Here is a 22205-nt window from a genome sequence, read left to right on the forward strand (position 1 = left end):
CGGAGGCTGTGCCGCCTGAGGGAGCGGGCTCGGCCACCGCCCTGACGGGGGGTTGGGGGCGGCCGAGCCCGCGTTCTGGGGGGTGGGCACGGGAGTGGAGGAAGGATTCGTCACGGCCTTAGGAGTACCTTGCCGATCGCCCGACGTTCCTCCAGTCGGGTCTGCGCGGCGGCCGCCTCGGTGAGTGGGAACTCCGCGTCGACCGGCGTGACGAGGCCGCCGCGCCAGTAGCGCTCCAGCACCTCGGCGAACTCGCGCGCCGAGTACGGGTCGGAGCCGAGGAAGCGCAGGCCGAAATGGAAGGCGTATTCCAGCGGGATCGTCACCTCGGGTCCCGTGGTGTCGCCGACGAACACAAGCCGGCCGCGCGGTGCGAGGCTGAGGATCGACGCCGGCCAGGTCGCGGGGCCGACGTGGTCGAGCACCATCTCGACGCCACGCCCGCCGGTCACCTCCCTCACAGCGCAGGCGACCTTCTCGGTCGGCGTGCCCGCGCCGGCGAGCACCAGGTGGTCGGCACCGATGGAACCCGCGAACGCGAGCTTGTCCTCGCTGGACGCGGTGGCGATGACGGTGGCGCCGAGCTGCTTGGCGAGCTGGATCGCCGCGAGGCTCACGCCGCTGGCGGCGGCGTGGATGAGCACGCACTCGCCCGCGATGAGCCCGCCGGTGGCGCTGACGGCGTGCCAGGCGGTGGCCCAGATCGTCGGGACCAGCGCCGCCTCCTCCAGCGGCACATGGCCGGGAACGGGGTAGGTGCCGCGGGCCGGGACCTTGACGTACTCGGCGTAGCCACCGGGAGCGGTCGCGCCGACGATCGTGGTCGCGGGACAGTAGCCGTCGTCGCCGGCGAGGCAGGCCGGGCACTCCCAGCACGGCACCGCCGGGTTGACGACGACCCGGTCGCCGACGGCGACGGTCACGACGTCCCTGCCGACAGCGGCGACGGTGCCGGCGACATCCATGCCGGCGACATGGGGCAGGGTGAATCCGGGAATCTTGGCCGGGCCGCGGCGCCGCATGACGTCGAGGTGGTTCAGGCCGCACGCGGCGACCTGGACGACGACCTCGCCGGGGCCGGGCGCCGGGTCGGGAAGCGACTCGACGGCGAGCACCTCGACGCCGCCGAACCCGTTCTGTACGACCGCTCGCACGCCAGCCTCCCGCCGTCGAGTGATGCACCGGGCCAAGCCACACCGAGCCAGGCCAGATCGGGCCGCGGGCACGCGGCGACGCGGCCTATGGCGCCCCTGGTCACGCCTCGCCGCGGCCTGGTGAGACAGCCACCGCCAGCGCTCCCGAGCGGCGCCCGCGGGCTCGGCGGGGAACGTCTCGGGCCCGGGGACGCCAGGCGTTGGCGACAGCTGAGAACGTAGGCCGCCGGCGCCGCCCGGCCGATGTGCCCGGCGCACAAACGCGCCCGGCGTCCGCTGAGCCAGATGGGCGCTGGCCGCCGCCGACGGCGAGGTCGCGTAGCACGCCCGAAACGCGCCGGCCGGAGCTCGCCCACCGGGAGCCCCGGCAACGACAAGGCCCGGCGCGTCACGGGGACGCGCCGGGCCTCATATCTCGGGGGGTGCTTGCCGAGCCGGCCTCCGCCGGCCGCGCTGGGCCGGATCGCGGGACCGCGGTCCGCGGGACCGCGGTCCGCGGGACGCGGCGATGGCGGCTCGGCTGGTCGAGCCGGGGCTCAGCCGGTGACCTGCACGGGGGCGGCACCGACCGGGCTCACGCCGGCGGGCGCCGCGCCGGCACCGACCGGGACGCCGGCACCGCCGGGCCCGCCCTCGGGACCAGCACCCCCAACCGGGGCGACACCGCCCGCCGGAGCGCCACCCCCGACAGGAGCGCCACCCCCAACAGGAGCGGCCGCGGCCGCGGGTGCGGCGGCGGGAGCGGGGTCGGGCCCCGCCGCGACGGGCCCGGACTCCGCCGCCTGGGCCTCGGCCGCCGAGTCGACGGGGAGCGACTGCTCGGGGCCCGTCAGGGTGGAGTCGCTCGCGGCCGTGCCGGGCTCGGTGGCGGCCAGCGGGGTGTTGAACTTGTCGTCGGGGATGGTGAGGTTCGCCGGCGGTGAGGTGACCGTCGTGCCCTCCGACTCGACGATTCCGGTGGCGGTCGCGACGTCGGTGATGAATGACTGGTCGTAGTCACCCTGAGTCGTCACGTAGGTGGCGGTGCAGGTCTTCGACGCGCCCTTGATGAGCGGCCCGTCGGGGCAGGTGATGGGCGACAGCCCCGCGTGCGAATCCTGCACGGCCACGCCATACAGCGTCTTGTCTCCATTGTTCGTGATCAGGTAGGACAGAGTCAGCGTCTGGCCGGGACCGGTGAAGGACGCGGGCTGGGACGACGTGTCCAGGGCAAGTGGGTATGACGCCGCGTCGGCGCTCGCGGCGTCCGGGCCGAGGATGATGACCACCCCGGTCGTGGCGACGAAACCCGCGAACGCGAACGCGGCCGGCGCCGCCAGCCTCGTGGACAGAAAGGACAACCGGGCCCGCGGCCCGGACCTGCCGGCAATACGCACTACAGCTCCTCGAACTCCAAGCCCGGCGCACCGGCGAGATGTCTCGTCGGGGCGTACGGCGGGACGCAGTCGGCAATACTCTCCGCACCCAAGAGTTACACAACGTAATCAGTTAGCTACATAACGTCGATCGGCGTGTCGGCGCCCAGGGCGGAAGGTCGCTGGCGCGACCGTCGCCGGGCGCCGTGTCGGGCGCCCAGGGCGCCCTCCCGGCCGGTTTCGGGGCTGAGGTGTACGGCCGGGGCCGGTGCGGGGCGGGGTTCGGAGATGGGTCGCGTCGGTAGTGCGCGCTTGCGCTGTCACCAGCAGCGGCGGGGCGTCAACCGACGGGCGAGAGCGGCGAAAGGGCGGGCCGTCAGAGGACGGGGCTGCCGGAGATGGTGATGGGGGAGCCGGCGGGGACGGCGCGTAGGGGTGCCAGGTCGGGTAGGTGCAGGCGGACGCAGCCGTGGGAGACCTGGGCACCGTTGTCGCCGATCTCGGCGTCGGCGCCCAGCGGGCCGTGGATGCCGACGATCGCGTCTCCGGAGGAGTCCCAGTCCGTGATCGACGTCGAGTGCGCCGAGGTCACCAGGATGAAGTCGCCGTAGCCGGGCCCCGGCGGCGGGGCGAACAGGGCCAGGAAGAACTCGCCCGTCGGCGTCGGGTCGTCCGGTGTCCCGACGCCGGCCGGGGCGTCGAGCGTCACCTTCCCGTGCTCGAAGAGGCGCAGTCGCTTCGCCTGGACGTCGATCGCGATCCGGTAGGCGCTGCTGACCAGCCGCGCGTCGGTGGCGCGGATCCACGCGGTCGAGAAATTCGGCCGCTGCGCGAGGCGGACCCGCAGCCAGCCGGGCCGGCTGTCGATCACCGGCAGTGCCGACGGCGCGCCGCGCCACGCCCCCGGCACCACGCCGTCGCGGGCATCCTCGTCGGGCGCGGTGAACCGCGGCACGTCGTGGGACAGCTGGGCGATCACCGTGACGTCGGGCGGAACCGTGACCCCGTCGGTGGCGCCCGGCCGCGGGGTGGCGCCCGGCGCGCCGTCCAGCAGCCCTCGAGGCTGGTCGGCGCGGCCGATCACCAGGATGAGCGCCACCAGCACGCCCGCGGCCATGGACAACGCCGCCACCGCGAGCCCCAGCCTGGACCTCATGCCCGCCTCCCTCGTGGCCCGCGACTCCTCCGCGCCGCGTCGTCTGGTAATCATCCAAACACGTTTAGCGACGACAATGGTCATCCCGAGGCGGGCCAAGCGGGTCGGCCGCCACCCCGACGCAAGGCCCGGCGCCACGGGCCGGCGACAGTAACGGGAAAGGAGACGGGCGAGACRGCCACCGCGAGCCGCCTCCGTCGAGCGGGCGGGAGGCGTGGCGGCAGGGGGATTTGTGCCGACAGCACATCGGTCACACGAAGCCGTCGTTCCTAGCATTCCGGCCAGAGAGGCGGCCCGCCAGTGGCGTCGGGCCAGCCGCCGCGGCACGGACCCGCGGCCGGCGGCCGTGCCCCGTCACACGCGGGGTAGGGCAGGTACAGCAGCACTGACCAGGTCCGCACGCGGGTTCTCGACCTCGGCACCGCCGAACCACGCGGGCCCGCCCGCCAGGGCGCGGCCCGACAGAGCCGACCGACCGGTGACGACGAGCACCGGCAGCTTCAGAGGAGTGACGCCGGTGACCACCGACACGACGCACACCGCGGCATCCCCGGGGGAGACCGGCGGCTCCGGGATCAGCCAGCCTCGCTGGACGCACATAGCGCTGCCGAGCGGCGACCTCGACAAGTCGATCGAGTTCTACACGACCATGACCCCGCTCGTCGTCGTCGCCACCCGCGAGGACGCCGACGGCCGCAACGCCTGGCTGTCCAACCCGGGCCAGTGGGAGACACCGTTCGTCCTGGTGCTCTCCGCGTTCAACTCGGCCGCCGGCACCCAGCAGGGCATCATGAAGCCCTTCGCGCACATCGGCATCGAGGTCCCCAACCGGGAGGACATCGACGCGATCGCCGAGAGGGCCCGCGCCAACGGCAGCCTGTGGTGGGAGCCGAGGGAAATGCCCGACCCGATCGGCTACATCTGCGCGGTCCATGACCCGGACGGCAACGTCATCGAGTTCAGCCACAACCAGCGCGTCTTCTCGACCGTCCGCAAGTTGTGGGGCCCGGAGCCTTCGTGACGACCCAGGCTCCCCGACCCGGCCCGGCCGATCCGGCGAGCGCTGACCCTGGTGTTGGCACCGGCACCGGCACCGATAGGACAGACGGCGCGGGTGACACGGCGGACGGCGCGGCATCGGGAGGCGGCTGGAGTGGGCTGCCGGCGCCGGCAGCCGCCTACGTCGCCGCGATGAACGCCGGCGACCCGGACGCGATCGCCGCCTGCGTGACCGCCGACTTCCGCAACGAGCACGCCTCGGCGCATGGCGGCGGCTGCGTGGGAAGGGCGGCCTACCGGGAACGGCTGCCGGGCTTCCTGGCCGCCTTTCCCGGCCTGCGCTACTCCCCTGACCCGGACCAGGCGCCGGTCGCCGCCGGCGGCCGGGTGGCCATGCCCTACCTGATGACGGCGGCGCTGCCGGCCGGCCCGCTCCGGCTGCGCGGCCTGTGGCTGCTGACGCTGCGGGACGGGCGGGTGGCGGCCCGGCTCGACTACTGGGACAGCGGGGCCGTCCCCCAGTAGTGGGCACACGAGCGGTGAGACGCGCGCCGCGGGAGCAGGACGCTGGGTGACGCACCTGGTCAGGCGGCCGATGTGAGAATGCCGTCCCGACGGCGGGATGGCGTCGGCACCTGAGTTCGCGTGCGATTCTCACAGAGGTGCCCGAACCGGGATATCCGGCCGCGCAAGGACGCCGGGGCGCCGAGGTGGCAAGGGCGACATCGAGGTCGCCGGCCGTCGACATCGAGGTCGGCATCGATCTTCCGCCATGCTGCCCTCGAGAGGATCTGACGTCGTGGCGAACCTCGAGCTCCTCGCCCTTCCTCGGCCCGGGCGGCAGGTGATCGCCAGCCCACCTAACGTGATCTCTGTGCCTCCTCAGTCGCCCGGCCCGGGCCGGGACACGCCGCCGCCGCGACCACCCGCGCCGCGGCGCGACCCGGCGGAACTCGCCAGGGAACTGACCGAGCTCGCCCTGTCCGGCAACGGCTGGCGTCCGATGATCCGCACGATCGCGTCCGCCACCGGCCGGTCGGTTCGCCTGCTCGACGTGCACGGCGGCGTGCTCGCCGCCAGCGGACCGGCCGGCGCCGAGGCCGCCGGCCTCGCCCCCGACGAGACACCCGCGGTCAGCGGTGTCGTCGGCGGCGTCCCGGCGCTGCTGGCCCGCCCCGGGTTCACCGAGGTGACCTGCGAGGACGGCTGGCGCGGCCGGGGAGCGACGGTGCGCGCCGGTTCCCGCTACGTCGGCCTGGCGCTGGTCGCCATCGACCCCGGCGAGACCGACCTGGGCTGGCTGGACGCGCGGGTGAGCGCCGCGCTCACCGCGCTCGCGATCGTCGCGGTCCGCCAGGACGCCGAGGCGGCGGCCCGCGCCGAGAGCGCGAGCCGGCTGATGAGCGAGCTGCGCTTCGGCTCGCCGCGCGGCCACGACGAACTGTTGCGCTCCGCGGCCCGGTTCGGCCTGGACCTGACCGTGCCGCACGCCGCCGCGCTGTTCTACTACGACGGCCGCCACGGCCGGACGTGGACCACCGGCCTGACCTGGATCGAGAACGGGGCCGCGCAGGACGGCGAGCTGGGCTGGACGGTCCTCACGGGCGACGTCGAACGCGAGCTGGCCCGGATCCGCGACCGGCTGCAGGGCATGGTCGGGCCGGACCGCCCGGTGCTCGCCGCCGCGGGCCCGGTCGTCACCGACAATGGTCACGACCTCGCCGAGACCGCGGCCTCGTTCGCCGAGGCGGAGGCGGTGCTCGCCCTGCTGCGCCACCGCGGCGACGCGACCACCCTGGTGCACTCGCAGCTCGGCCTGGTCGGGCTGCTGCTCGCCGTGCCCCGCGGCCGGCTGGAGGCGTTCGCCCGCGCCGAGCTCGGCCCGCTGCTGGAACGCCCCGACCTGCTGGAGACCCTGGCCGCCTGGCTCGATACGAACGGCAGCCGGGCCGCCGTCGCCGAGCGCATCCACGTCCACCGCAACTCCGTCGGCTACCGGATGAACCGGGTCCGCGACCTGCTCGGCCTCCAGGAGGACGAGCCGGCCAGGATGTGGCGCCTGCACGCCGCCGTCGTCGCCCGCGAGGTCCTCCAGGCGCTCTCGGCGGCCCCGCCCCAGCGGGACAGCCGCCGCGCTGGCGGAGGGGCGCGTCCCGCCATTCCAGGAGTTGACTGACCGGCTGGCCCACCGGTGGACCGGCCCACCGATCGGCTGGTCGGCTGGTCGGCTGGTCAGCCAGCGGATCGGCGGTGTCGCGGGCGGGCGGCGTCAGCCGTTCTTGCGCGCGGCGACGTGGAAGCCGGGCAGCTCGCCGCCGCCGTGGACCTCGAGGTCGGCGCCGGTGACATACCCGGCGAGTGGGGAGGCCAGGTAGAGGCAGGCCGCGGCGACGTCCGCGGGCGCGGCGGCGCGGCCCATGGGCACGACCGCGTCGATCGCGGCGGTCGCCTCGCCGTAGAAGCCGCCGGCGTCGACGGCGGTGTTCGCGAGCCCGACCGTGACGTGGTTGACCCGCACCTTGGGCGCCCACTCCAGCGCGAGCGACGCGGACAGCGCGACCAGGCCGGCCTTGGCCGCCGCGTAGGCGGACGAGCCGGGCGCCGGGCGGCGCCCGGACACGCTGCCGATGTTGACGATCGCCCCGCCACCGTCCTGGGCCTGCATGACGGCGTTCGCGGGCTGGCTGACGTAGAAGGCGGCGTGCAGGTTGAGGGCGACGACCCGCTCGAAGAACCGCGGCGACACGGTGGCCGCCTCGGCGGCCGGCGCACCCCCGGCGTTGTTGACCAGGACGTCGAGCCGTCCGTGCCGCTCGACGGCGGCGTCGACCACGGCCCTGGCCTGCGCGGCGTCGCGCACGTCGGCGGCGACGAAGCTGGCCACGCGCCCCTCGACCGCCGGTAGCGCCCGCGGTTCCTGGCGCCCGCACACGACGACCTCGGATCCGGCCGCGAGAAACGCGAGCGCGATGGACCGGCCGATCCCCCGGGTCCCCCCGGTGACGACCACTGTCCTGCCCTCGAAACTCGGCCCATGCGCGGCCACGGCTACCGCCGCCGCGACGTCATTCTCGACTCCCACCATCCCGACCACCTCGCCCCTCAAGATCCTCACGATGCGTGACCATTCGTAAGCGGCTGAGCGGCCCATAGACGAACGAACGCAGGCCACCGGAATAGCTGCCCCGCCCCCAAGCCCGCCCGCACGGCGCCTCTCCCACGACAGCCCTCAGCGATCACCAATCTGTGTCATTTGAGCGTGCCGATCGGCACGCTCAAATGACACAGATCCAAACCGGGTCGCGTAAGTGTGTCGGATGGGCGTGTCTATAGAGGGGGTGAGCCACCACAGTTCGCCCGTCAGAGGCGTTCGATGATGGTGACGTTGGACTGACCGCCGCCCTCGCACATGGTCTGGAGGCCGAAGCGGCCATCGGTGCGCTCCAGCTCGTGCAGCAGGGTGGTCATCAGTCGGGCGCCGGTCGCGCCGAGCGGGTGGCCGAGCGCGATCGCGCCGCCGTTGACGTTGACCTTGTCCAGGTTGGCGCCGGACTCGACCGCCCAGGCGAGCACGACGGACGCGAACGCCTCGTTGATCTCGACCAGGTCGATGTCGTCGAGCGTGCGGCCGGCCCTCGCCAGGGCATGCGCGGTCGCGGGGATCGGCGCGGTGAGCATCCAGACCGGATCGGCGCCGCGCACCGACAGATGGTCGATGCGGGCGCGTGGGGTCAGCCCGTGCGTGCGCAGCGCCGCCTCGCTGGCGATCAGGAGCGCGGCGGAGGCGTCCGAGAGCTGGCTCGACGTCGCCGCGGTCACCCGCCCGCCCGGCGTCAGCGTCGGCAGGGAACGGATCTTCGGCCAGTTCGGCTCGCGCGGCCCCTCGTCGGCGGCGAGGCCGAAGGCGGGCACGATCTCCCGGTCAAAGCGCCCCTCGGCGCGGGCCGCGATCGCCCGCTCGTGCGAGCGGACCGCGAACTCCTCCATCACCTCCCTGGTCAGCGACCACTTCTCGGCGATCATCTCCGCCGAGCGGAACTGGGAGACCTCCTGGTCTCCGTACCGGGCACGCCAGCCTTCCGAGCCGCTGAACGGATCGGGGAATCCCAGCGCCTGTCCCGCGGTCATCGCGGCGGAGATCGGGATGGCGCTCATGTTCTGCACGCCACCCGCGACCACCAGGTCGGCGGTGCCGGACATGACCGCCTGGGCGGCGAAGTGCACGGCCTGCTGGGAGGAGCCGCACTGACGGTCCACGGTCGTCCCCGGCACGTGCTCCGGCAGCCCGGCGACAAGCCAACAGGTACGCGCGATGTCGCCCGCCTGCGGGCCGACGGTGTCGACGCATCCGAAGATCACATCATCGACCGCGCCCGGGTCGACCCCGGACCGCCCCATCAGCGCGTTGATCGCGGCGGCGCCCAGGTCGGCTGGGTGTATGCCCGACAGCGCGCCCCCGCGTCGTCCTACCGGGGTCCGGACCGCTTCGACGATGTATGCCTCCGCCACGGCCACAGACGCTACCAAGCGCTTGCTCGGGAGACCAGCGATTCGTGGCTACGCCGCGGCCGGAGCGCGCAGGTCGGTGGCGGCGGCGCGCAGGCAGTCGGCCAGCGCGCGGGCGGCCGGCGTGGGCTGGCGGCCGGCGGGCTCGGTCACGCCGACCGACGAGCCGAGCGAGGGCAGCGCCACGGGCAGGTGACACAGCCCCGGTTCGTCGCGGATGACGAGCTCGGGCAGGGCCGCGACCGAGTCGGTGTGCAGCAGCAGGTGGCGGGTGGTCAGGATCGACATGCACTCGACCCGGTCGGCCGGCAGCGGCAGGGCCTCACGCAGGAACGCCGCCTCCAGCTCGCGGCGCAGCGCCGTCTCGGCCACGGGCACCACCCACGGGTAGTGGATCACCTCCGCGAGCCGGGCGGCTCCCGCGACGGCCGCCGGGTGCCCCGCGCGGGTGACCAGGCGGATCGGCTCGCGGTAGAGCGTCTCCTGGCGCAGCCGCTCCGCGTCGTCGAGCACGGTGAGCCGGCCGACGACGAGGTCGAGCGTGCCGGCGAGCAGCTCGGCGGTGAGCGCCTCGGGGTTGGCCTCCCGCACGATCACGGTGACCTTCGGCCGCCCGCTCTTGAGCCGCGCGATCGCGAGTGGCAGCAGCAGGTTCGAGCCGGCGAGGTAGGTGCCGACGGCGACCGTGCCGGTGTCAGCCCCGGCCAGCTCCGCGAGGTGGTCCGACGCCGACCGCAGCTGGGCGAGCACGGCCCTGGCGTGGTCGACGAACGCGTCCCCGAAGGGGGTGGGCGCGAGCCCGCGCGGGCCGCGGTCGTAGAGGCGCACACCCAGGATCGACTCGACCTCGTGCAGCGCCCGGGTGACGACCGGCTGCGTCACGTGCAGCCGCTCGGCGGCCCGCACGACGCTGCCGGCCGAGGCGATCGCGTCGACCAGGACGAGATGCCGGATCTTGAGCCGCCCGTCCAGGAGCTGAGGCCGTTCCATCCCGCGAAGCTATACCCATCCAGGCATAGCTCCCCACTCCCTCGGTATTTGCGGAACATATCTGGGGGCCAGACACTGAACCCATGCAGTCGCCCAGCCGATCGACCAGTCCCGGCCCGGCGCCGTCCCAACCGCCGGGCACGCTCGCGAGCCGGYGGACGGACCGGCCGGGAACCCCGACGATCGCCGGGCAGGAGAGGCCCGCGCCGCCCACGATCCGCGGCTTCGTCGACGGCGGCTACGCGGAGTCCGAGGGCGGGGCCTGGGACAACGTCGACCCGGTCGACGGCTCGGTCCGGTCCCGCGTCCAGGAGGCCGACGCCGCACTCGTGGACCGGGCCGTTCGCGCCGCCCGCGCCGCGCTCGACGGCGCCTGGGGCCGCACGTCGGTGGCCGAGCGGGCGGTCCTGATGCGCCGAATCGCGGACCGGATCGAGGAACGGTCCGAGCAGTTCGCCCGCGCCGAGAGCGGCGACACCGGCAAGCCACTGACCCAGGCCCGGGAGCTGGACGTCGCCCGCGCCGCCGCCAACTTCCGCGCGTTCGCCGACACGGTCGCCGCCGCCGGCCAGCCGTCCTTCCTCACGGACCTCGCCGGCGGGAAGCAGGCGCTGAACTACGCGGTGCGCAGGCCGCTCGGCGTCGTCGCCGTGATCGTGCCGTGGAACCTGCCGCTGCTRCTGCTGACCTGGAAGGTCGCGCCGGCGCTGGCCTGCGGCAACGCCGTCGTCGTCAAGCCCAGCGAGCACACCCCGGCGACGGCGGCGATGCTCGCCGAGGTGCTCGCCGAGGCCGGCGTCCCGGACGGCGTCTACAACGTGGTGCACGGCTTCGGCCAGGGTTCCGCCGGCCAGTTCCTCACCGAGCACCCCGGCGTCGACGGGGTGACCTTCACCGGCTCGTCGGCGACCGGCACCGCGATCATGCACGCGGTGGCGCCCCGGGTCCGCCAGGTCTCGTTCGAGCTGGGCGGCAAGAACGCCGCGGTCGTGTTCGCGGACGCGGATCTCGAGGCGACGCTGGCGGGCCTGACCCGCTCGGTCTTCGCCAACACCGGCCAGGTCTGCCTGTGCACGGAGCGGGTCTACGTCGAGCGACCCGTCCTCGACGAGGTGGCCAGCGGCCTGGCCGAACGGGCGAAGGCGCTGAAGCTGGGCCATCCGGACGACCCGGCGACCACCACCGGCCCGCTGATCTCGGCCGAGCACCGGGAGAAGGTGCTGAGCTACTACCGGCTCGCGCGGGAGCGGGGCGCCCAGGTCCTCGTCGGCGGCGGCGTGCCGGAGCTGGGCGGCGGGCTCGACGGCGGGTCGTGGATCGAGCCCACCCTGTGGACGGGGCTCACCCACGCCGACCGGCCGATGCGCGAGGAGATCTTCGGCCCGTGCGCCGCCCTCGTCCCGTTCGACACCGAGGACGAGGCCGTCCGCCTCGCCAACGACACGGACTACGGCCTCGCCGCGGCGGTCTGGACGACGAACCTCTCCCGCGGCCACACGGTCGCCCAGCGGATGCGGGTCGGCCTGTCCTGGGTGAACACCTGGTTCCTGCGCGACCTGCGCTCCCCGTTCGGGGGCATCGGCCTGTCCGGCATCGGCCGGGAGGGCGGCGAGCACTCGCTGGACTTCTACACGGAGCTGACCAACGTGTGCGTCGCCCTGTGAGCGCGGGCGGGTCCTCCGGGCATCGCGAGGCGGGGGCGGCGAGGGTGGTGGAGGCTGTGGAGGCTGTGGAGGCGACGAACGGGCGGAGCGGACCAGAGGCACCGCGTTCGACGGGTTTCCTCGAGGAGACGGCGGACTATCTGGAGGGGGCGCGGCTGCGGGCCGAGGCGGTGCCACAGCTGCCACCGGGGCTGCCGCTGGCGGACGCGTACCGGATCCARCACGCCGTCGTCGGCCGGCGGCTGGCCCGCGGCGAGCGGCTGGCCGGCACGAAACTCGGGATGACCAGCAGGGCCAAGATGGCGCAGATGGGGATCTCGGAGATCATCTGCGGCCAGCTCACCGACGCGATGATGGTCCCCGACGGGGGGACGGTGGACCTCGCCAGGCTGATCCATCCCAGGGTGGAGCCGGAGGTCGCGTTCCGGCTGGCCCGGGATGTCGACCTGACCGGTCCCGACGCGGAGGTCGACATCCTCGCCTGCGTCGACGCCGTCGCGCCGGGACTGGAGATCATCGACTCGCGCTACGCCGACTTCCGGTTCAGCCTGCCGGACGTGGTCGCGGACAACACCTCGGCCGCCTTCTTCGTCGTCGGGCCATGGCGTGCCCTGGACGAGGCGGCGCGGGAGGCGCTCGGCGACCTGGTGGTCGAGCTGGTGATCGACGGCGAGGTCGTCGAGCGGGGGTCGACCGGCGAGATCCTCGGTCATCCGCTGGACGCGCTGCGGGCGCTGGTCCCGCTCGCGCGCGAGCGCGGTTTCCCGCTGACCGCCGGCCAGGTACTGCTGGCCGGCGCGGCGACCGCGGCCGCGCCGCTGCGTCCCGCCCGGGTCGAGGCCCGGGTCGCGCGTCTCGGCACCGCGAGCGCCGTCGCGGAGCGCGCATGACCGCCGGATCCGAGACCGCGTCCGGACCGCGGGGCGCTCGGGACGCGGATCCCGGTCCACGTCCCGCGGCCGCCGGGGCGAGCGGCAGGCCGAGCGACGCGCGGGCCGTCGCCGGGCCGAGCGACGCGCGGGTCGTCGCCGGGACAGCCAGGCCGCGGGGGCGGTTCCCGCAGGTGCGGCGGGCCGGCGACTTCGTCCACGTCTCGGGGACGTCGTCGCGGCGGCCGGACAACACGTTCGCCGGGGCCGAGGCCGACGAGCTGGGGACGACGTCGCTCGACATCCGGGCGCAGACCAGGGCCGTGATCGAAAACCTTGGCACGCTGCTCGCCGCCGCCGGCGCGGGCCTGTCCGACCTGGTCAGCGTCACCACCTATCTCGTCAGCATGAACGACTTCGGCGGCTACAACGAGGTGTGGGCCGAGTTCTTCGACGAGACCGGACCGACCAGAACCACCGTCGCCGTCCACCAGCTGCCACACCCATTGCTGCTGATCGAGATGCAGGCCATCGCATACGTTCCGAGACGCAGAGAGGGCGGCTCATGACGCTTCCTCAGCCGATCAACTTCCCGAAGTGGATCGAGGAGAACCAGCACCTGCTTAAGCCGCCGGTGGGCAACAAGACCCTGGTGGTGGGCGACGACTACATCGTGCAGGTCGTCGGCGGCCCGAACGCCCGAACCGACTATCACGTCGATCCGTACGAGGAGTGGTTCTACCAGCTCGAAGGCACCATGCACGTCAACGTCATCGACGACGACGGCGCCCCTCGGCGCGTCGAGATCCGCGCGGGCGAGACCTGGCTGCTGCCCCGCGACGTCCCACACTCGCCACAGCGGCCCGAGGCCGGTTCGATCGGCCTGGTCGTCGAGCGGATCCGCGAGGAGGGGCTGCTGGAGAAGTTCCAGTGGTACTGCCCGAACTGCGCGGCCCTGGTGCACGAGACGGAACTGCAGGTCCGCGACATCGTGAGGGACCTGCCGCCCGTGTTCAACGCGTTCTACGCCGACGAGCAGGCCCGTACCTGTCCGAAGTGCGGCACCGTGCACCCCGGAAAGGCGGCGCCGCCCGAGACAGGGACGCGGCCGGGAACGACCGAGCGTCCGGGCAGGCCCTGAGATGGGCCCGGCAGACGAGATCATCGACGTCCACACCCACTACGTCCCGAGGGGCTGGCCGGATCTCGGCCCGGGCACGCCGACGCCGCGGTTCGAGACCGAGTCCGAACTGATGATCATGATGCGCGGCCAGGAGTTCCGCCGGGTCGCCTCGGACTGCTGGGGCGCCGAGGTCCGGCTGGCCGACATGGACGCCGATGGCGTGAGCACGCAGGTCGTCTCGCCGACGCCCGTCTTCTTCTCGTACGCCCACGACGTCACCCAGGCGTCGAAGATCGCGCGCATCCTCAACGACCTGGCGCTGAAGATCTGCGCGCCGGCGCCCGACCGGCTGCTCCCGATGTGCCAGGTGCCGCTGCAGGACCCCGACGCCGCCTGCGCCGAGCTCGAGCGCTGCCTGGCCGCCGGGCACGTCGGCGTCGAGATCGGCAACCATGTCGGCGACCTCGACCTGGACAGCGAGGGCGTCGTGACGTTCCTGCAGCACGCGGCGGCGCTCGGCGCCCCGGTCTTCGTGCACCCGTGGGACCTGCCGAGCTCGCCCCGCCTGGACCGCTGGATGGCCCAGTGGCTGGTCGGCATGCCGGCCGAGACGCACCTGTCGATCCTCGCGATGATCCTCGGCGGCGTCTTCGACCGGGTCGACGAGCGGCTGCGGATCTGCTTCGCCCACGGCGGCGGGTCGTTCACGTTCTGGCTCGGCCGGTTCGGCAACGCCTGGCACCGGCGGGGTGACGTGGTCGGGAGGTCGGAGCACCCGCCGGAGCACTATCTCGGCCGGTTCTACGTCGACTCGGTGGTCTTCAACGAGAGCGCGCTGCGGCTGCTCGTCGACACCGTCGGCGCCGATCGGGTCGTCGTCGGCAGCGACTACCCGTACCCGCTCGGCGAGCGCCCAGCCGGCGGCGTCGTCCGCACGGCGGAGTTCCTCGACGACGCGACGCGCGTCCGGCTCCTGTCCGGCAACGCGACCGCGTTTCTCGGCCTCGCTGACGCCACGGCCGCGGGACCACCCGCCCCGGTCGAGGTGGCCGGCCCGGTCGCGGCGGGTGGAGCGGTCGCGGAGGGTGGAGCGGTCGCGGCGGGTGGAGCGGCGCCGTCATGAGCCTGGCCCGTCAGCCTGGGCACGAGCGCCACGCGCTGGAGCTCGACGCCGGCGACCCGCTGCCGACGCGGCGGGCCGAGTTCCACATCCCGCCGCACGGCGGCGGCGAGGCGGCGTACTTCGCCGGCAACTCGCTCGGCCTGCAGCCGAGGGCGCTGCGTGCCCGCCTCGGCGAGGAGCTCGACGACTGGGCGGGCCTGGCGGTCGAGGGTCATCTGGAGGGCCGGCGGCCCTGGTTCTCCTACCACGAGCTGTTGCGCGGGCCGGCCGCCCGGCTGGTGGGCGCCCTCCCCCGCGAGGTCGTCGTCATGAACTCGCTGACGGTCAACCTGCACCTGCTGATGGTCAGCTTCTACCGGCCGACCCCCGAGCGGCACACGATCCTCATCGAGGACGCCGCGTTCCCGTCCGACAGCTACGCGGTACGCAGCCAGGCCGCCTTTCACGGCTATGACCCCGACGAGGCGGTCATCCGGCTCATGCCGCGCGAGGGCGAGGCGGCGCTGCGTTCCGAGGACGTCGTCGCCTACCTGGCCGAGCACGGCCACAAGGTCGCGCTCGTCCTGCTGGGCGCCGTGAACTACTACAGCGGCGAGCTGCTCGATGTCGCCGCGATCACCGCCGCCGGGCACGCGGCGGGGGCGGCCGTCGGCTGGGACCTGGCACACGCGGCCGGCAACGTCGAGCTCCGGCTGCACGACGCGGGCGCCGACTGGGCGGCCTGGTGCTCGTACAAGTACCTCAACGCCGGTCCCGGCTCCCTCGCCGGCGCCTTCGTCCACGAGCGGCACCTGGCCGACCGGAGCCTGCCGAAGCTGGCGGGCTGGTGGTCGACGGACCCCGCGACCCGCTTCCAGATGGCGCCGGCTGTGAGCCCGGTCGACTCGGCCGACGCCTGGCAGCTGTCTAACCCGCCGATCCTGTCAATGGCGGCCGTGCTGCTCTCGCTGGAGATGTTCGACCAGACGGGCATGCCGGCGCTGCGGGCCAAGAGTCTGCGCCTGACGGCGTACCTGGAGGCGCTGCTCGACGAGGTGTGTGCCGGGCGGCCGGCGCGGATCGTCACGCCGCGCGAGCCGGGGCGTCGCGGCGCCCAGCTCTCGGTCCGCGTCCACGGCCGGGACGTCGGCCCGCTCACCGAGCGGCTGCGCCGGGAGCACGGCGTCTTCGTCGACGCCCGCCGCCCGGACGTCCTACGGCTGGCCCCGGCGCCCCTGTACAGCACCTTCCACGACTGCTGGCGTGCCGCCGCCGCCCTCGCCGCCGTGCTCGACGACGGATGGAGGTGACCATGGACGACAAGCGGGTGGTGATCGTGGGCGCCGGCCTGGCCGGCTGCCTGCTGGCGACGCTGCTCGGCCTGCGCGGGATCGAGGTCGCCGTCTACGAGCGGCGCGACGACCCGCGCGCGAGCGCGGCCGAGCGCGGCCGCTCGATCAACCTCGCGATCTCGGCCCGCGGGCTCGCGGCGCTCGGTCAGGTCGGCCTGGAGGAGCAGGCGCTGTCACGGGCCCTGCCGATGCACGGCCGGATGGTGCACGACCGGTCCGGCGCGCGGAGCTTCCGGCCGTACAGCGCCGACGGGACGCGCGCGATCAACTCGATCAGCCGCACGGAGCTCACCCGCGCCCTGCTCGACGTCGCCGCGAAGACCCCCGGCGTCCGGCTGTCCTTCGGCTGCCGGCTGACCGATGTGGATCTCGCCACCGGCGAGCTGCGGTTCGAGACGGTCGACGGCCCGCGCCTGGAGCGGGCGGACGTCGCGCTGGCCTGCGACGGTGCCTTCAGCGCCGCCCGCCGCGCGGTGACCTTCCGCGCCGGTTTCACCTTCAGCCAGGACTACCTGGACCATCGGTACAAGGAGCTGACGATCCCGGCGCGCGGCGGCGACTTCGCCCTGGACCCGGACGCGCTGCACATCTGGCCGCGCGGCGAGTCGATGATGATCGCCCTGCCGAACCTGGACCGCTCCTTCACCTGCACCCTGTTCTGGACGGCCGAACAGTTCGCGGCGCTGACGACGCCGGACGAGATCGCCGGGCACTTCCGTGAGCACTATCCCGACGTCGCCGCGCTTGCCCCGAACCTGGTCGACGACTACCAGCGCAACCCGCTCGGGTCGCTGGCGACGATCCGCGCCTGGCCATGGGTACACCACGGCACGGGCGGCACGGGCGGCACGGGCGGCACGGGCGGCACGGGCGGCACGGGCGGCACGGGCGGCACGGGCGGCACGGGCGGCCGGGGCGCCGGCGCGACGCTCGCGCTCGTCGGAGACGCGGCGCACGCGATCGTCCCGTTCTTCGGCCAGGGGGCGAACTGCGCCTTCGAGGACTGTGTCGAGATCGACCGGTGCCTGGCCGAGACCGGCGGCGACTGGGCCGCCGCCCTGGCCAGCTACGAGCGGCGCCGCAAGGCGAACTGCGACACCATCGCCGAGATGGCCCTGGACAACTTCGTCGAGATGCGCGACCGCGTGAACTCCAGGGCATTCCAGGCCAAGGTCGCCGCCGAGCACTGGCTGGAGCGCCGCCTCCCGGGCCGCTACGTCTCCCGCTACGAGCTGGTGAGCTTCACGACCAGGCCGTACGCCGAGATCCCGAGCCGGATACGCCGCCAGAACCGGCTCACGGCCGTGGCCGCCGCCGGCCTGGCCGGTGCCGCCGGCCTGGTGGCGGCGGCCATCCGTGGACGGAGCCGATGAGTATGGAGCCGACAAGCCCAGAACCGACAAGCACGGGACCGACAAGCACGGGACCGACGCGGGCCGGCACCGCGAACGGCCACGGCGACCTGACCTATGGCGRCTATCTCCACCTCGACGAGCTGCTGTCCTGCCAGCATCCGCGCACCGGCGAGCACGACGAGCTGCTGTTCGTGATCATTCACCAGGTCTACGAGCTGTGGTTCAAGCAGATCCTGCGCGAGCTCGACCTGCTGCGGCACCGGCTGGAGTCCGGCGACGGCGTCGGCGCGCTGCAGACCGCCAGGCGCGTCGCGAAGATCCTCAAGACGATCGTCGGCCAGCTGGACATCCTGGAGACGATGACCCCGCGCCAGTTCGCGCGTTTCCGCCCGGAGCTCGGCAGCTCGAGYGGCTTCCAGTCGTTCCAGTTCCGCTGGATCGAGGCCACGCTCGGCCGCCGCGACTTCGCCGACTCCGGGAGTCCGCACGACGCCACCCTCGACGCCATCGTGCGCCGCCGCTCGATCTTCGACTCCCTGCTGCGCTACCTCGCCACCGCCGGCTGGAAGCTCTCCGACGAGATCATCGACCGCGACCCCCGCCTGCCCTGGCCTGGTGGGGACGAACTCGTCCAGGCGGCCCTCTCCGAGGCCTATGCCGACGAACGTGGCATTCCCGCCGGAGTGTGCGAGGCCCTCGTCGACATCGACGAGGGCATCCAGGAATGGCGATACCGCCACGTCAAGATGGTCGAACGCATCATCGGATTCAGGACCGGCACCGGCGGCTCCCCCGGCGCCGAGTACCTGCGCTCCACGCTCTTCCACCCGAGCTTCCCCGACCTCTGGCAGGTCCGCTCCCGCCCCTGACGCCCAGCTCCAGGCCGGGAGGGCGCGCCGACCGCGGGCTTCAGGCAGGCCCACCGTCGCCGCGTTCGCGGATAGGATCCCTAAATGATCTCTGGTGGACAGTTGGCCGGGTTCGCCGTCGCCGCGTTCGTCCTGATCGTGATTCCGGGCCCGAGCGTGCTGTTCGTGGTCGGGCGGGCGCTGTCACTGGGGCGAGGGCCCGCGATCGTGAGCGCGGTCGGCAGCGGGCTGGGCAACTACGTCGTGGCGGTGCTGGTCGCGTTCGGCCTCGGCACGCTGGTGGAGCGCTCGGCGATCGCGTTCCTGGCCGTGAAGCTGGCCGGTGGGGCCTACCTCGTCTGGCTGGGCATCCAGGCGATCCGCCACCGCCGCGAACTGGCGTCGGTGGCTGACGAGCGCGTCGAGGCGCTGTCGAGGTGGCGGACGATCCGGCAGGGCTTCGTCGTCGGGGTCACCAACCCCAAGGCAATGATCATGTTCGGCGCGGTGCTGCCCCAGTTCGTCAGCCGCGAGGCGGGGCACATTCCCGCCCAGATGCTGCTGATGTCGCTGCTGGCGATCGGCATCGGCCTGGTCTCCGACAGCGGGTGGGCGGTCGTCGCGAGTGCCGTGCGGTCCTGGTTCACCGGGAACCCGCGGCGCCTGGCGGCCATCGGCGGCGCCGGCGGCCTCGCCATGATCGGCGTGGGCCTCAACGTAGCCGTCACCGGCCGCCACACCTAACCCCGCACCAGCAACCCCGCACCAGCGGAAGCCAGCCATTGGCATGATCGCCGGTTGTGCTCTCTGGTGGTCATGAAACGGCGGGGCGTCTTCTAGCGGTGCTCGCGACACTCAGGCTTCTGGGGGTTGTGAGGATCGTGGTGTCGTCGGGTGTGGGGCGGGACGGAGCCGCCGGGCTACGTTCCAGCCACACCGGTCGTTCCGGTCGTTCCGGCGGTCCAGAACGCGCGGACGGCGTCCGACAGGGACCAGCCCTGGCGGCGGCCGGCTCGGGCGGAGGCGGGGCGGACGGCGGGGTCGAGCGAGTTCAGGCCGAAGGCGGCGCGGGCGGCGTCGTCGGCGGTGACGACCAGGACGCGGCTGCCGGACTTCTCCAGGTCGTGCACCTCATCCTCGATCCCGAGGAACGGGCCGCGGCCCAGGGTGGTCGCCGGGGCCATGACGAGGACCGTGTCGTGGCCGGCGGCGAGGGTGGCGTTCGTCGCCGAGCCGGAGCCGCCGTCGATGTAGCGGCGGCCGTCGATGCTCACAGGCGGCCAGATCCCGGGGACGGCGCAGCTCGCCGCCACCGCGTCGACCAGCGGCACCCCCGAGTCCTGGTCGAAGGTCACCAGCGTGCCGCGCTCGGCGTCGATCGCGGTGACGACGAGCCGGCGCGCCGGCCACTCGTGCCGGGGCAGCCGGGCCTCGATGACGCGGCGCCGCTCGGCCTCCGTGACAGTCGGGGTGGCCAGCGCCATCGCGCCGATCCGGGACAGCGCGCCGGGCAGGTCGCGGGCACCGCTGATCGCCTCGCCGAACATGTTCGCGAGCAGGTCGATGTCGAGCTTCACGGTGAGCTCGGCACCGGCGCCGGCGCCCTCCAGGTGGGCGGCGAGCTGCTCGTCGAGGCTCTGCTCGGTACGCAGCAGGGCGCCGACGACCGAACCGGCGGATGTTCCGATCACGGTGTCCGCCGCGGCGAGGTCCGACCCGCCGTGGGTGAGCTCCGCGAGCAGCCCGATCTCCCACGCGATCCCGGCCAGCCCGCCACCGCCGAGCACCAGCGCCCGCGACATCCGCCACCTTCTTCCTGGTTCGCTCCGTCCGGGCACGACGCTCCGGCCCCTTACTCGCTTCGCTCCCAAGGGACCTCCGCGCCGTGTCCTCCTCCGCTCACATGCGCTCCGGCGACCTCGCTGCGGCCCCACCCACATCGCTGCGCTCGTGGGCAGGGCCTCCGCGAGGCGCGCCTCCGCGCCCAGCACGGTCACCCGCCGCTGAACGGCAGCAAACCAACGCCCTCCGCGCAGGGGGCACTTCGCTGCGCTCGTGCGGGGGTTTCACGTCCGGCCACCGGCTGGACCCCGACTGGTGACGTTCCCGCGCAACGCCACCGGGCTGGCCCGGAGGCGCACCTCGCGGAGGCCCGGCCATGGAGCGAAGCGACCATGGCCGGGCCGCAGCGAGGTCGCCGGAGGGCGCGTTCGCGGAGGAGGACGCGGCGCGGAGGTCCCTTGCGAGCCGCCAGGCGAGCAAGGGGCCGGAGCGCCGCGCCCGCACGGAGCGAACCATGTCAAACCTTCCCGCCCCATCCGGTCCGACTGCGACCTGTGTCCTATACCAGTTGGTCACGGAGGGTGGCGGCGGCGGCGCGGACCTCGTCGTCGAAGGCGCGGCGTAGGTGCTCGCGACGCTTGCGACGGGCGGCGGAGACCGTCTCCGGGGTGACCGGTTCGGCGTCCGCCACGGGCGGCGCGGGCGCCGGTGGGCGGGAGACGCTTGGCGGGTCGGCGAACTCGCGGTAGAGCAGCCAGCAGCCGTGGATCCCGGCGAGCAGGTCCTCGAGCAGGTCGACCGCCGGCCGGCGCGGGTCCAGCGGGGTCAGCCGGTCCGGCAGCACCAGCGTCTCGCCGAACTCGTCGTCATCCTCGTCATCGTCGTCGTCATCGAGGGCGTGGACGTCGTCCAGGTCGTCGTCGGCGGAACGGTCGCCCACGCCGCGGATCTGGATGGCCAGGCCCTCGGTCGGCAGGATCGGCGTGCGCGTCTGCCGGCGCGGCAGCCGCTCCTCGCCCTCGTCGTCCGGGGCCGGCGGACCGTCCTCGACGATCTCCGCGACCCATTCGAAGATGTCGTCCAGGTCGGGGTTGCGGCCCTCGGCGACGACCAGCGCGTGCGCGATCAGGTCGAGCACCGCCTCGCGGGGTGAGTCGCCCCCGTCGACCTGGTGAAGCACCAGCGTGGGTGTGCGGTGCGGCAGCGGCTCGATGCTGTCGGCCTCGGCGACGACCTGGGTGACGTCGAGGTCGGCGTGCCGGGCGGCCACGATCGCCGCCGCGTGCAACCAGTGCGCCGCCGCGATCGCGGCCGCCGTCGGCTCGACGTCGGTGAACAGCGCGCGGTTGCCGAGCGGGTCGCCGCGCAGCAGCGCGTCGGCGGCGGCGACCTGCAGCGGCGACGCGTCCGCGCGGCTGAGCGTCACCGCCTGGCGGGCGCGGCCGGACAGCTCGCCCAGCTCGGCCCGCTCGACGGCGCCGAGCTCAGCCCGCACCTCCGCGGCGACCTCGGTGGTCAGCTCGGTGTCGGAGATCGCGTGCAGCGCTCGGCCGACCCGGTGCGCGGCCTCCTCGACGACGACCACGGCCTGCTGGATCAGCCCCTCGTGTGGCAGGTGCGGCTGCTCGATCGCCGCTATCGCCTTGCCGAAGACATCCCTGCCGCGGCCGGTCAGGCTGTCGTCGCCCGTCGGCAGCGCCTGCAGCGCCGACTCCTCCGGGTGCGTGTAGGTACGCCAGGCCGCGGCGGAGAGAAATGTCAGCGTGCGCGCCAGTTGCAACGCGTCCGACTCGTCGACGGCCCGTGGGAACCGGGCGACCTTCTCCGCGACGTCACCCAGCCCGGTATCCCACGACACCATCAGCGTGCGGTCGTGGACGTCCACCGCGTACCGGCTCATCGGCGGCCACCTCCCCGTGCRCCCGGGCACGGCCTGTTGGCATTGTGCCC

20 protein-coding genes are annotated in these 22205 nt (G+C 73.6%); 12 read left to right on the plus strand and 8 right to left on the minus strand.

The annotated features are described in order from the left end of the window. Positions 1 to 110 precede the first annotated feature (110 nt). The 3 genes from BL253_RS11075 to BL253_RS11085 form a co-directional block, all read right to left on the minus strand. The gene (locus BL253_RS11075; protein WP_076816109.1) at positions 111 to 1154 is read right to left on the minus strand and encodes an alcohol dehydrogenase catalytic domain-containing protein; all 1044 of its coding nucleotides are present in this window, start codon (positions 1152 to 1154) and stop codon (positions 111 to 113) included. 536 nt (positions 1155 to 1690) lie between these two features. Then, positions 1691 to 2530, minus strand: a complete 840-nt coding sequence (locus BL253_RS11080; RefSeq protein ID WP_131831482.1) for a DUF7507 domain-containing protein — start codon at positions 2528 to 2530, stop codon at positions 1691 to 1693. A gap of 355 nt (positions 2531 to 2885) precedes the next feature. Then, entirely contained in the window at positions 2886 to 3665 is a 780-nt protein-coding gene (locus BL253_RS11085) for a L,D-transpeptidase (RefSeq protein ID WP_076816112.1), read from the minus strand. A gap of 517 nt (positions 3666 to 4182) precedes the next feature. Between BL253_RS11085 and BL253_RS11090 the strand changes: the two genes are divergently transcribed. The 3 genes from BL253_RS11090 to BL253_RS11100 all read left to right on the plus strand — a co-directional run bounded on the left by BL253_RS11090 (position 4183) and on the right by BL253_RS11100 (position 6840). Next, positions 4183 to 4686 (plus strand): VOC family protein, encoded by a 504-nt coding sequence (locus BL253_RS11090; protein WP_076816174.1) that lies wholly within the window; start codon positions 4183 to 4185, stop codon positions 4684 to 4686. Next, a complete protein-coding gene (locus BL253_RS41810) occupies positions 4683 to 5189 on the plus strand; it encodes a nuclear transport factor 2 family protein (RefSeq protein ID WP_274535202.1) in 507 nt (168 codons plus the stop codon). The genes BL253_RS11090 and BL253_RS41810 overlap by 4 nt, the downstream gene beginning before the upstream one ends. A gap of 349 nt (positions 5190 to 5538) precedes the next feature. Beyond that, positions 5539 to 6840, plus strand: coding sequence for a PucR family transcriptional regulator (locus BL253_RS11100; protein WP_241834704.1), 1302 nt, complete (start codon positions 5539 to 5541; stop codon positions 6838 to 6840). A gap of 93 nt (positions 6841 to 6933) precedes the next feature. Here the strand turns inward: BL253_RS11100 and BL253_RS11105 are convergent, their stop codons facing one another. From BL253_RS11105 to BL253_RS11115, 3 genes are all read right to left on the minus strand, one after another. After that, entirely contained in the window at positions 6934 to 7749 is an 816-nt protein-coding gene (locus BL253_RS11105; protein WP_076816178.1) for an SDR family oxidoreductase, read from the minus strand. Between the two features lie 275 nt (positions 7750 to 8024). Beyond that, positions 8025 to 9173, minus strand: a complete 1149-nt coding sequence (locus BL253_RS11110) for an acetyl-CoA C-acetyltransferase (RefSeq protein ID WP_076816180.1) — start codon at positions 9171 to 9173, stop codon at positions 8025 to 8027. Positions 9174 to 9221: 48 nt separating this feature from the next. Beyond that, positions 9222 to 10160 carry a LysR substrate-binding domain-containing protein gene (locus tag BL253_RS11115; RefSeq protein ID WP_076816117.1) on the minus strand — a complete coding sequence of 313 codons (939 nt, stop codon included), beginning with the start codon at positions 10158 to 10160 and terminating at the stop codon, positions 9222 to 9224. An 83-nt stretch (positions 10161 to 10243) separates the two neighbouring features. Here BL253_RS11115 and BL253_RS11120 point away from each other — a divergent pair, with 83 nt between their 5' ends. The 9 genes from BL253_RS11120 to BL253_RS11160 all read left to right on the plus strand — a co-directional run bounded on the left by BL253_RS11120 (position 10244) and on the right by BL253_RS11160 (position 19217). Then, complete coding sequence (locus BL253_RS11120) at positions 10244 to 11824, plus strand: 2-hydroxymuconic semialdehyde dehydrogenase (RefSeq protein WP_241834705.1); 1581 nt, start codon at positions 10244 to 10246, stop codon at positions 11822 to 11824. A 56-nt stretch (positions 11825 to 11880) separates the two neighbouring features. After that, positions 11881 to 12714, plus strand: coding sequence for a 2-keto-4-pentenoate hydratase (locus BL253_RS11125; RefSeq protein ID WP_241834706.1), 834 nt, complete (start codon positions 11881 to 11883; stop codon positions 12712 to 12714). Next, the gene (locus BL253_RS11130; RefSeq protein WP_081438221.1) at positions 12711 to 13262 is read left to right on the plus strand and encodes a RidA family protein; all 552 of its coding nucleotides are present in this window, start codon (positions 12711 to 12713) and stop codon (positions 13260 to 13262) included. Before BL253_RS11125 ends, BL253_RS11130 begins: the two co-directional genes overlap by 4 nt. Next, a complete protein-coding gene (locus BL253_RS11135) occupies positions 13259 to 13834 on the plus strand; it encodes a 3-hydroxyanthranilate 3,4-dioxygenase (protein WP_076816119.1) in 576 nt (191 codons plus the stop codon). Before BL253_RS11130 ends, BL253_RS11135 begins: the two co-directional genes overlap by 4 nt. Position 13835: 1 nt before the next feature. Beyond that, a complete protein-coding gene (locus BL253_RS11140) occupies positions 13836 to 14939 on the plus strand; it encodes an amidohydrolase family protein (RefSeq protein ID WP_076816121.1) in 1104 nt (367 codons plus the stop codon). Beyond that, positions 14936 to 16228, plus strand: a complete 1293-nt coding sequence (kynU, locus tag BL253_RS11145; protein WP_076816123.1) for a kynureninase — start codon at positions 14936 to 14938, stop codon at positions 16226 to 16228. The genes BL253_RS11140 and kynU overlap by 4 nt, the downstream gene beginning before the upstream one ends. Before the next feature lie 2 nt (positions 16229 to 16230). Beyond that, positions 16231 to 17643 carry an FAD-dependent oxidoreductase gene (locus tag BL253_RS11150; protein ID WP_096335973.1) on the plus strand — a complete coding sequence of 471 codons (1413 nt, stop codon included), beginning with the start codon at positions 16231 to 16233 and terminating at the stop codon, positions 17641 to 17643. After that, positions 17640 to 18494, plus strand: a complete 855-nt coding sequence (locus BL253_RS11155) for a tryptophan 2,3-dioxygenase (RefSeq protein ID WP_241834707.1) — start codon at positions 17640 to 17642, stop codon at positions 18492 to 18494. The genes BL253_RS11150 and BL253_RS11155 overlap by 4 nt, the downstream gene beginning before the upstream one ends. A gap of 84 nt (positions 18495 to 18578) precedes the next feature. Continuing rightward, positions 18579 to 19217 (plus strand): LysE family translocator, encoded by a 639-nt coding sequence (locus tag BL253_RS11160; protein WP_076816127.1) that lies wholly within the window; start codon positions 18579 to 18581, stop codon positions 19215 to 19217. Positions 19218 to 19393: 176 nt separating this feature from the next. On the opposite strand, the gene BL253_RS11165 is transcribed toward BL253_RS11160, so the two are convergent. Beyond that, positions 19394 to 20275, minus strand: a complete 882-nt coding sequence (locus BL253_RS11165) for a patatin-like phospholipase family protein (protein ID WP_076816128.1) — start codon at positions 20273 to 20275, stop codon at positions 19394 to 19396. A 539-nt stretch (positions 20276 to 20814) separates the two neighbouring features. Beyond that, positions 20815 to 22155: a hypothetical protein gene (locus BL253_RS11170; protein ID WP_076816130.1), complete on the minus strand. Its 1341-nt coding sequence runs from the start codon at positions 22153 to 22155 to the stop codon at positions 20815 to 20817. Positions 22156 to 22205: the final 50 nt, after the last annotated feature.

Source organism: Pseudofrankia asymbiotica (assembly GCF_001983105.1).
GTDB lineage: Bacteria > Actinomycetota > Actinomycetes > Frankiales > Frankiaceae > Pseudofrankia > Pseudofrankia asymbiotica.

Bases quoted from the DNA above. Each gene is read 5' to 3' on its own strand.
- BL253_RS11085 (WP_076816112.1), bottom strand. From the start codon at position 3,665: ATGAGGTCCAGGCTGGGGCTCGCGGTGGCGGCGTTGTCCATGGCCGCG.
- BL253_RS11105 (WP_076816178.1), bottom strand. From the start codon at position 7,749: ATGGTGGGAGTCGAGAATGACGTCGCGGCGGCGGTAGCCGTGGCCGCG.
- BL253_RS11115 (WP_076816117.1), bottom strand. From the start codon at position 10,160: ATGGAACGGCCTCAGCTCCTGGACGGGCGGCTCAAGATCCGGCATCTC.
- BL253_RS11130 (WP_081438221.1), top strand. From the start codon at position 12,711: ATGACCGCCGGATCCGAGACCGCGTCCGGACCGCGGGGCGCTCGGGAC.
- BL253_RS11135 (WP_076816119.1), top strand. From the start codon at position 13,259: ATGACGCTTCCTCAGCCGATCAACTTCCCGAAGTGGATCGAGGAGAAC.
- BL253_RS11140 (WP_076816121.1), top strand. From the start codon at position 13,836: ATGGGCCCGGCAGACGAGATCATCGACGTCCACACCCACTACGTCCCG.
- kynU (WP_076816123.1), top strand. From the start codon at position 14,936: ATGAGCCTGGCCCGTCAGCCTGGGCACGAGCGCCACGCGCTGGAGCTC.
- BL253_RS11150 (WP_096335973.1), top strand. From the start codon at position 16,231: ATGGACGACAAGCGGGTGGTGATCGTGGGCGCCGGCCTGGCCGGCTGC.
- BL253_RS11160 (WP_076816127.1), top strand. From the start codon at position 18,579: ATGATCTCTGGTGGACAGTTGGCCGGGTTCGCCGTCGCCGCGTTCGTC.
- BL253_RS11165 (WP_076816128.1), bottom strand. From the start codon at position 20,275: ATGTCGCGGGCGCTGGTGCTCGGCGGTGGCGGGCTGGCCGGGATCGCG.
- BL253_RS11170 (WP_076816130.1), bottom strand. From the start codon at position 22,155: ATGAGCCGGTACGCGGTGGACGTCCACGACCGCACGCTGATGGTGTCG.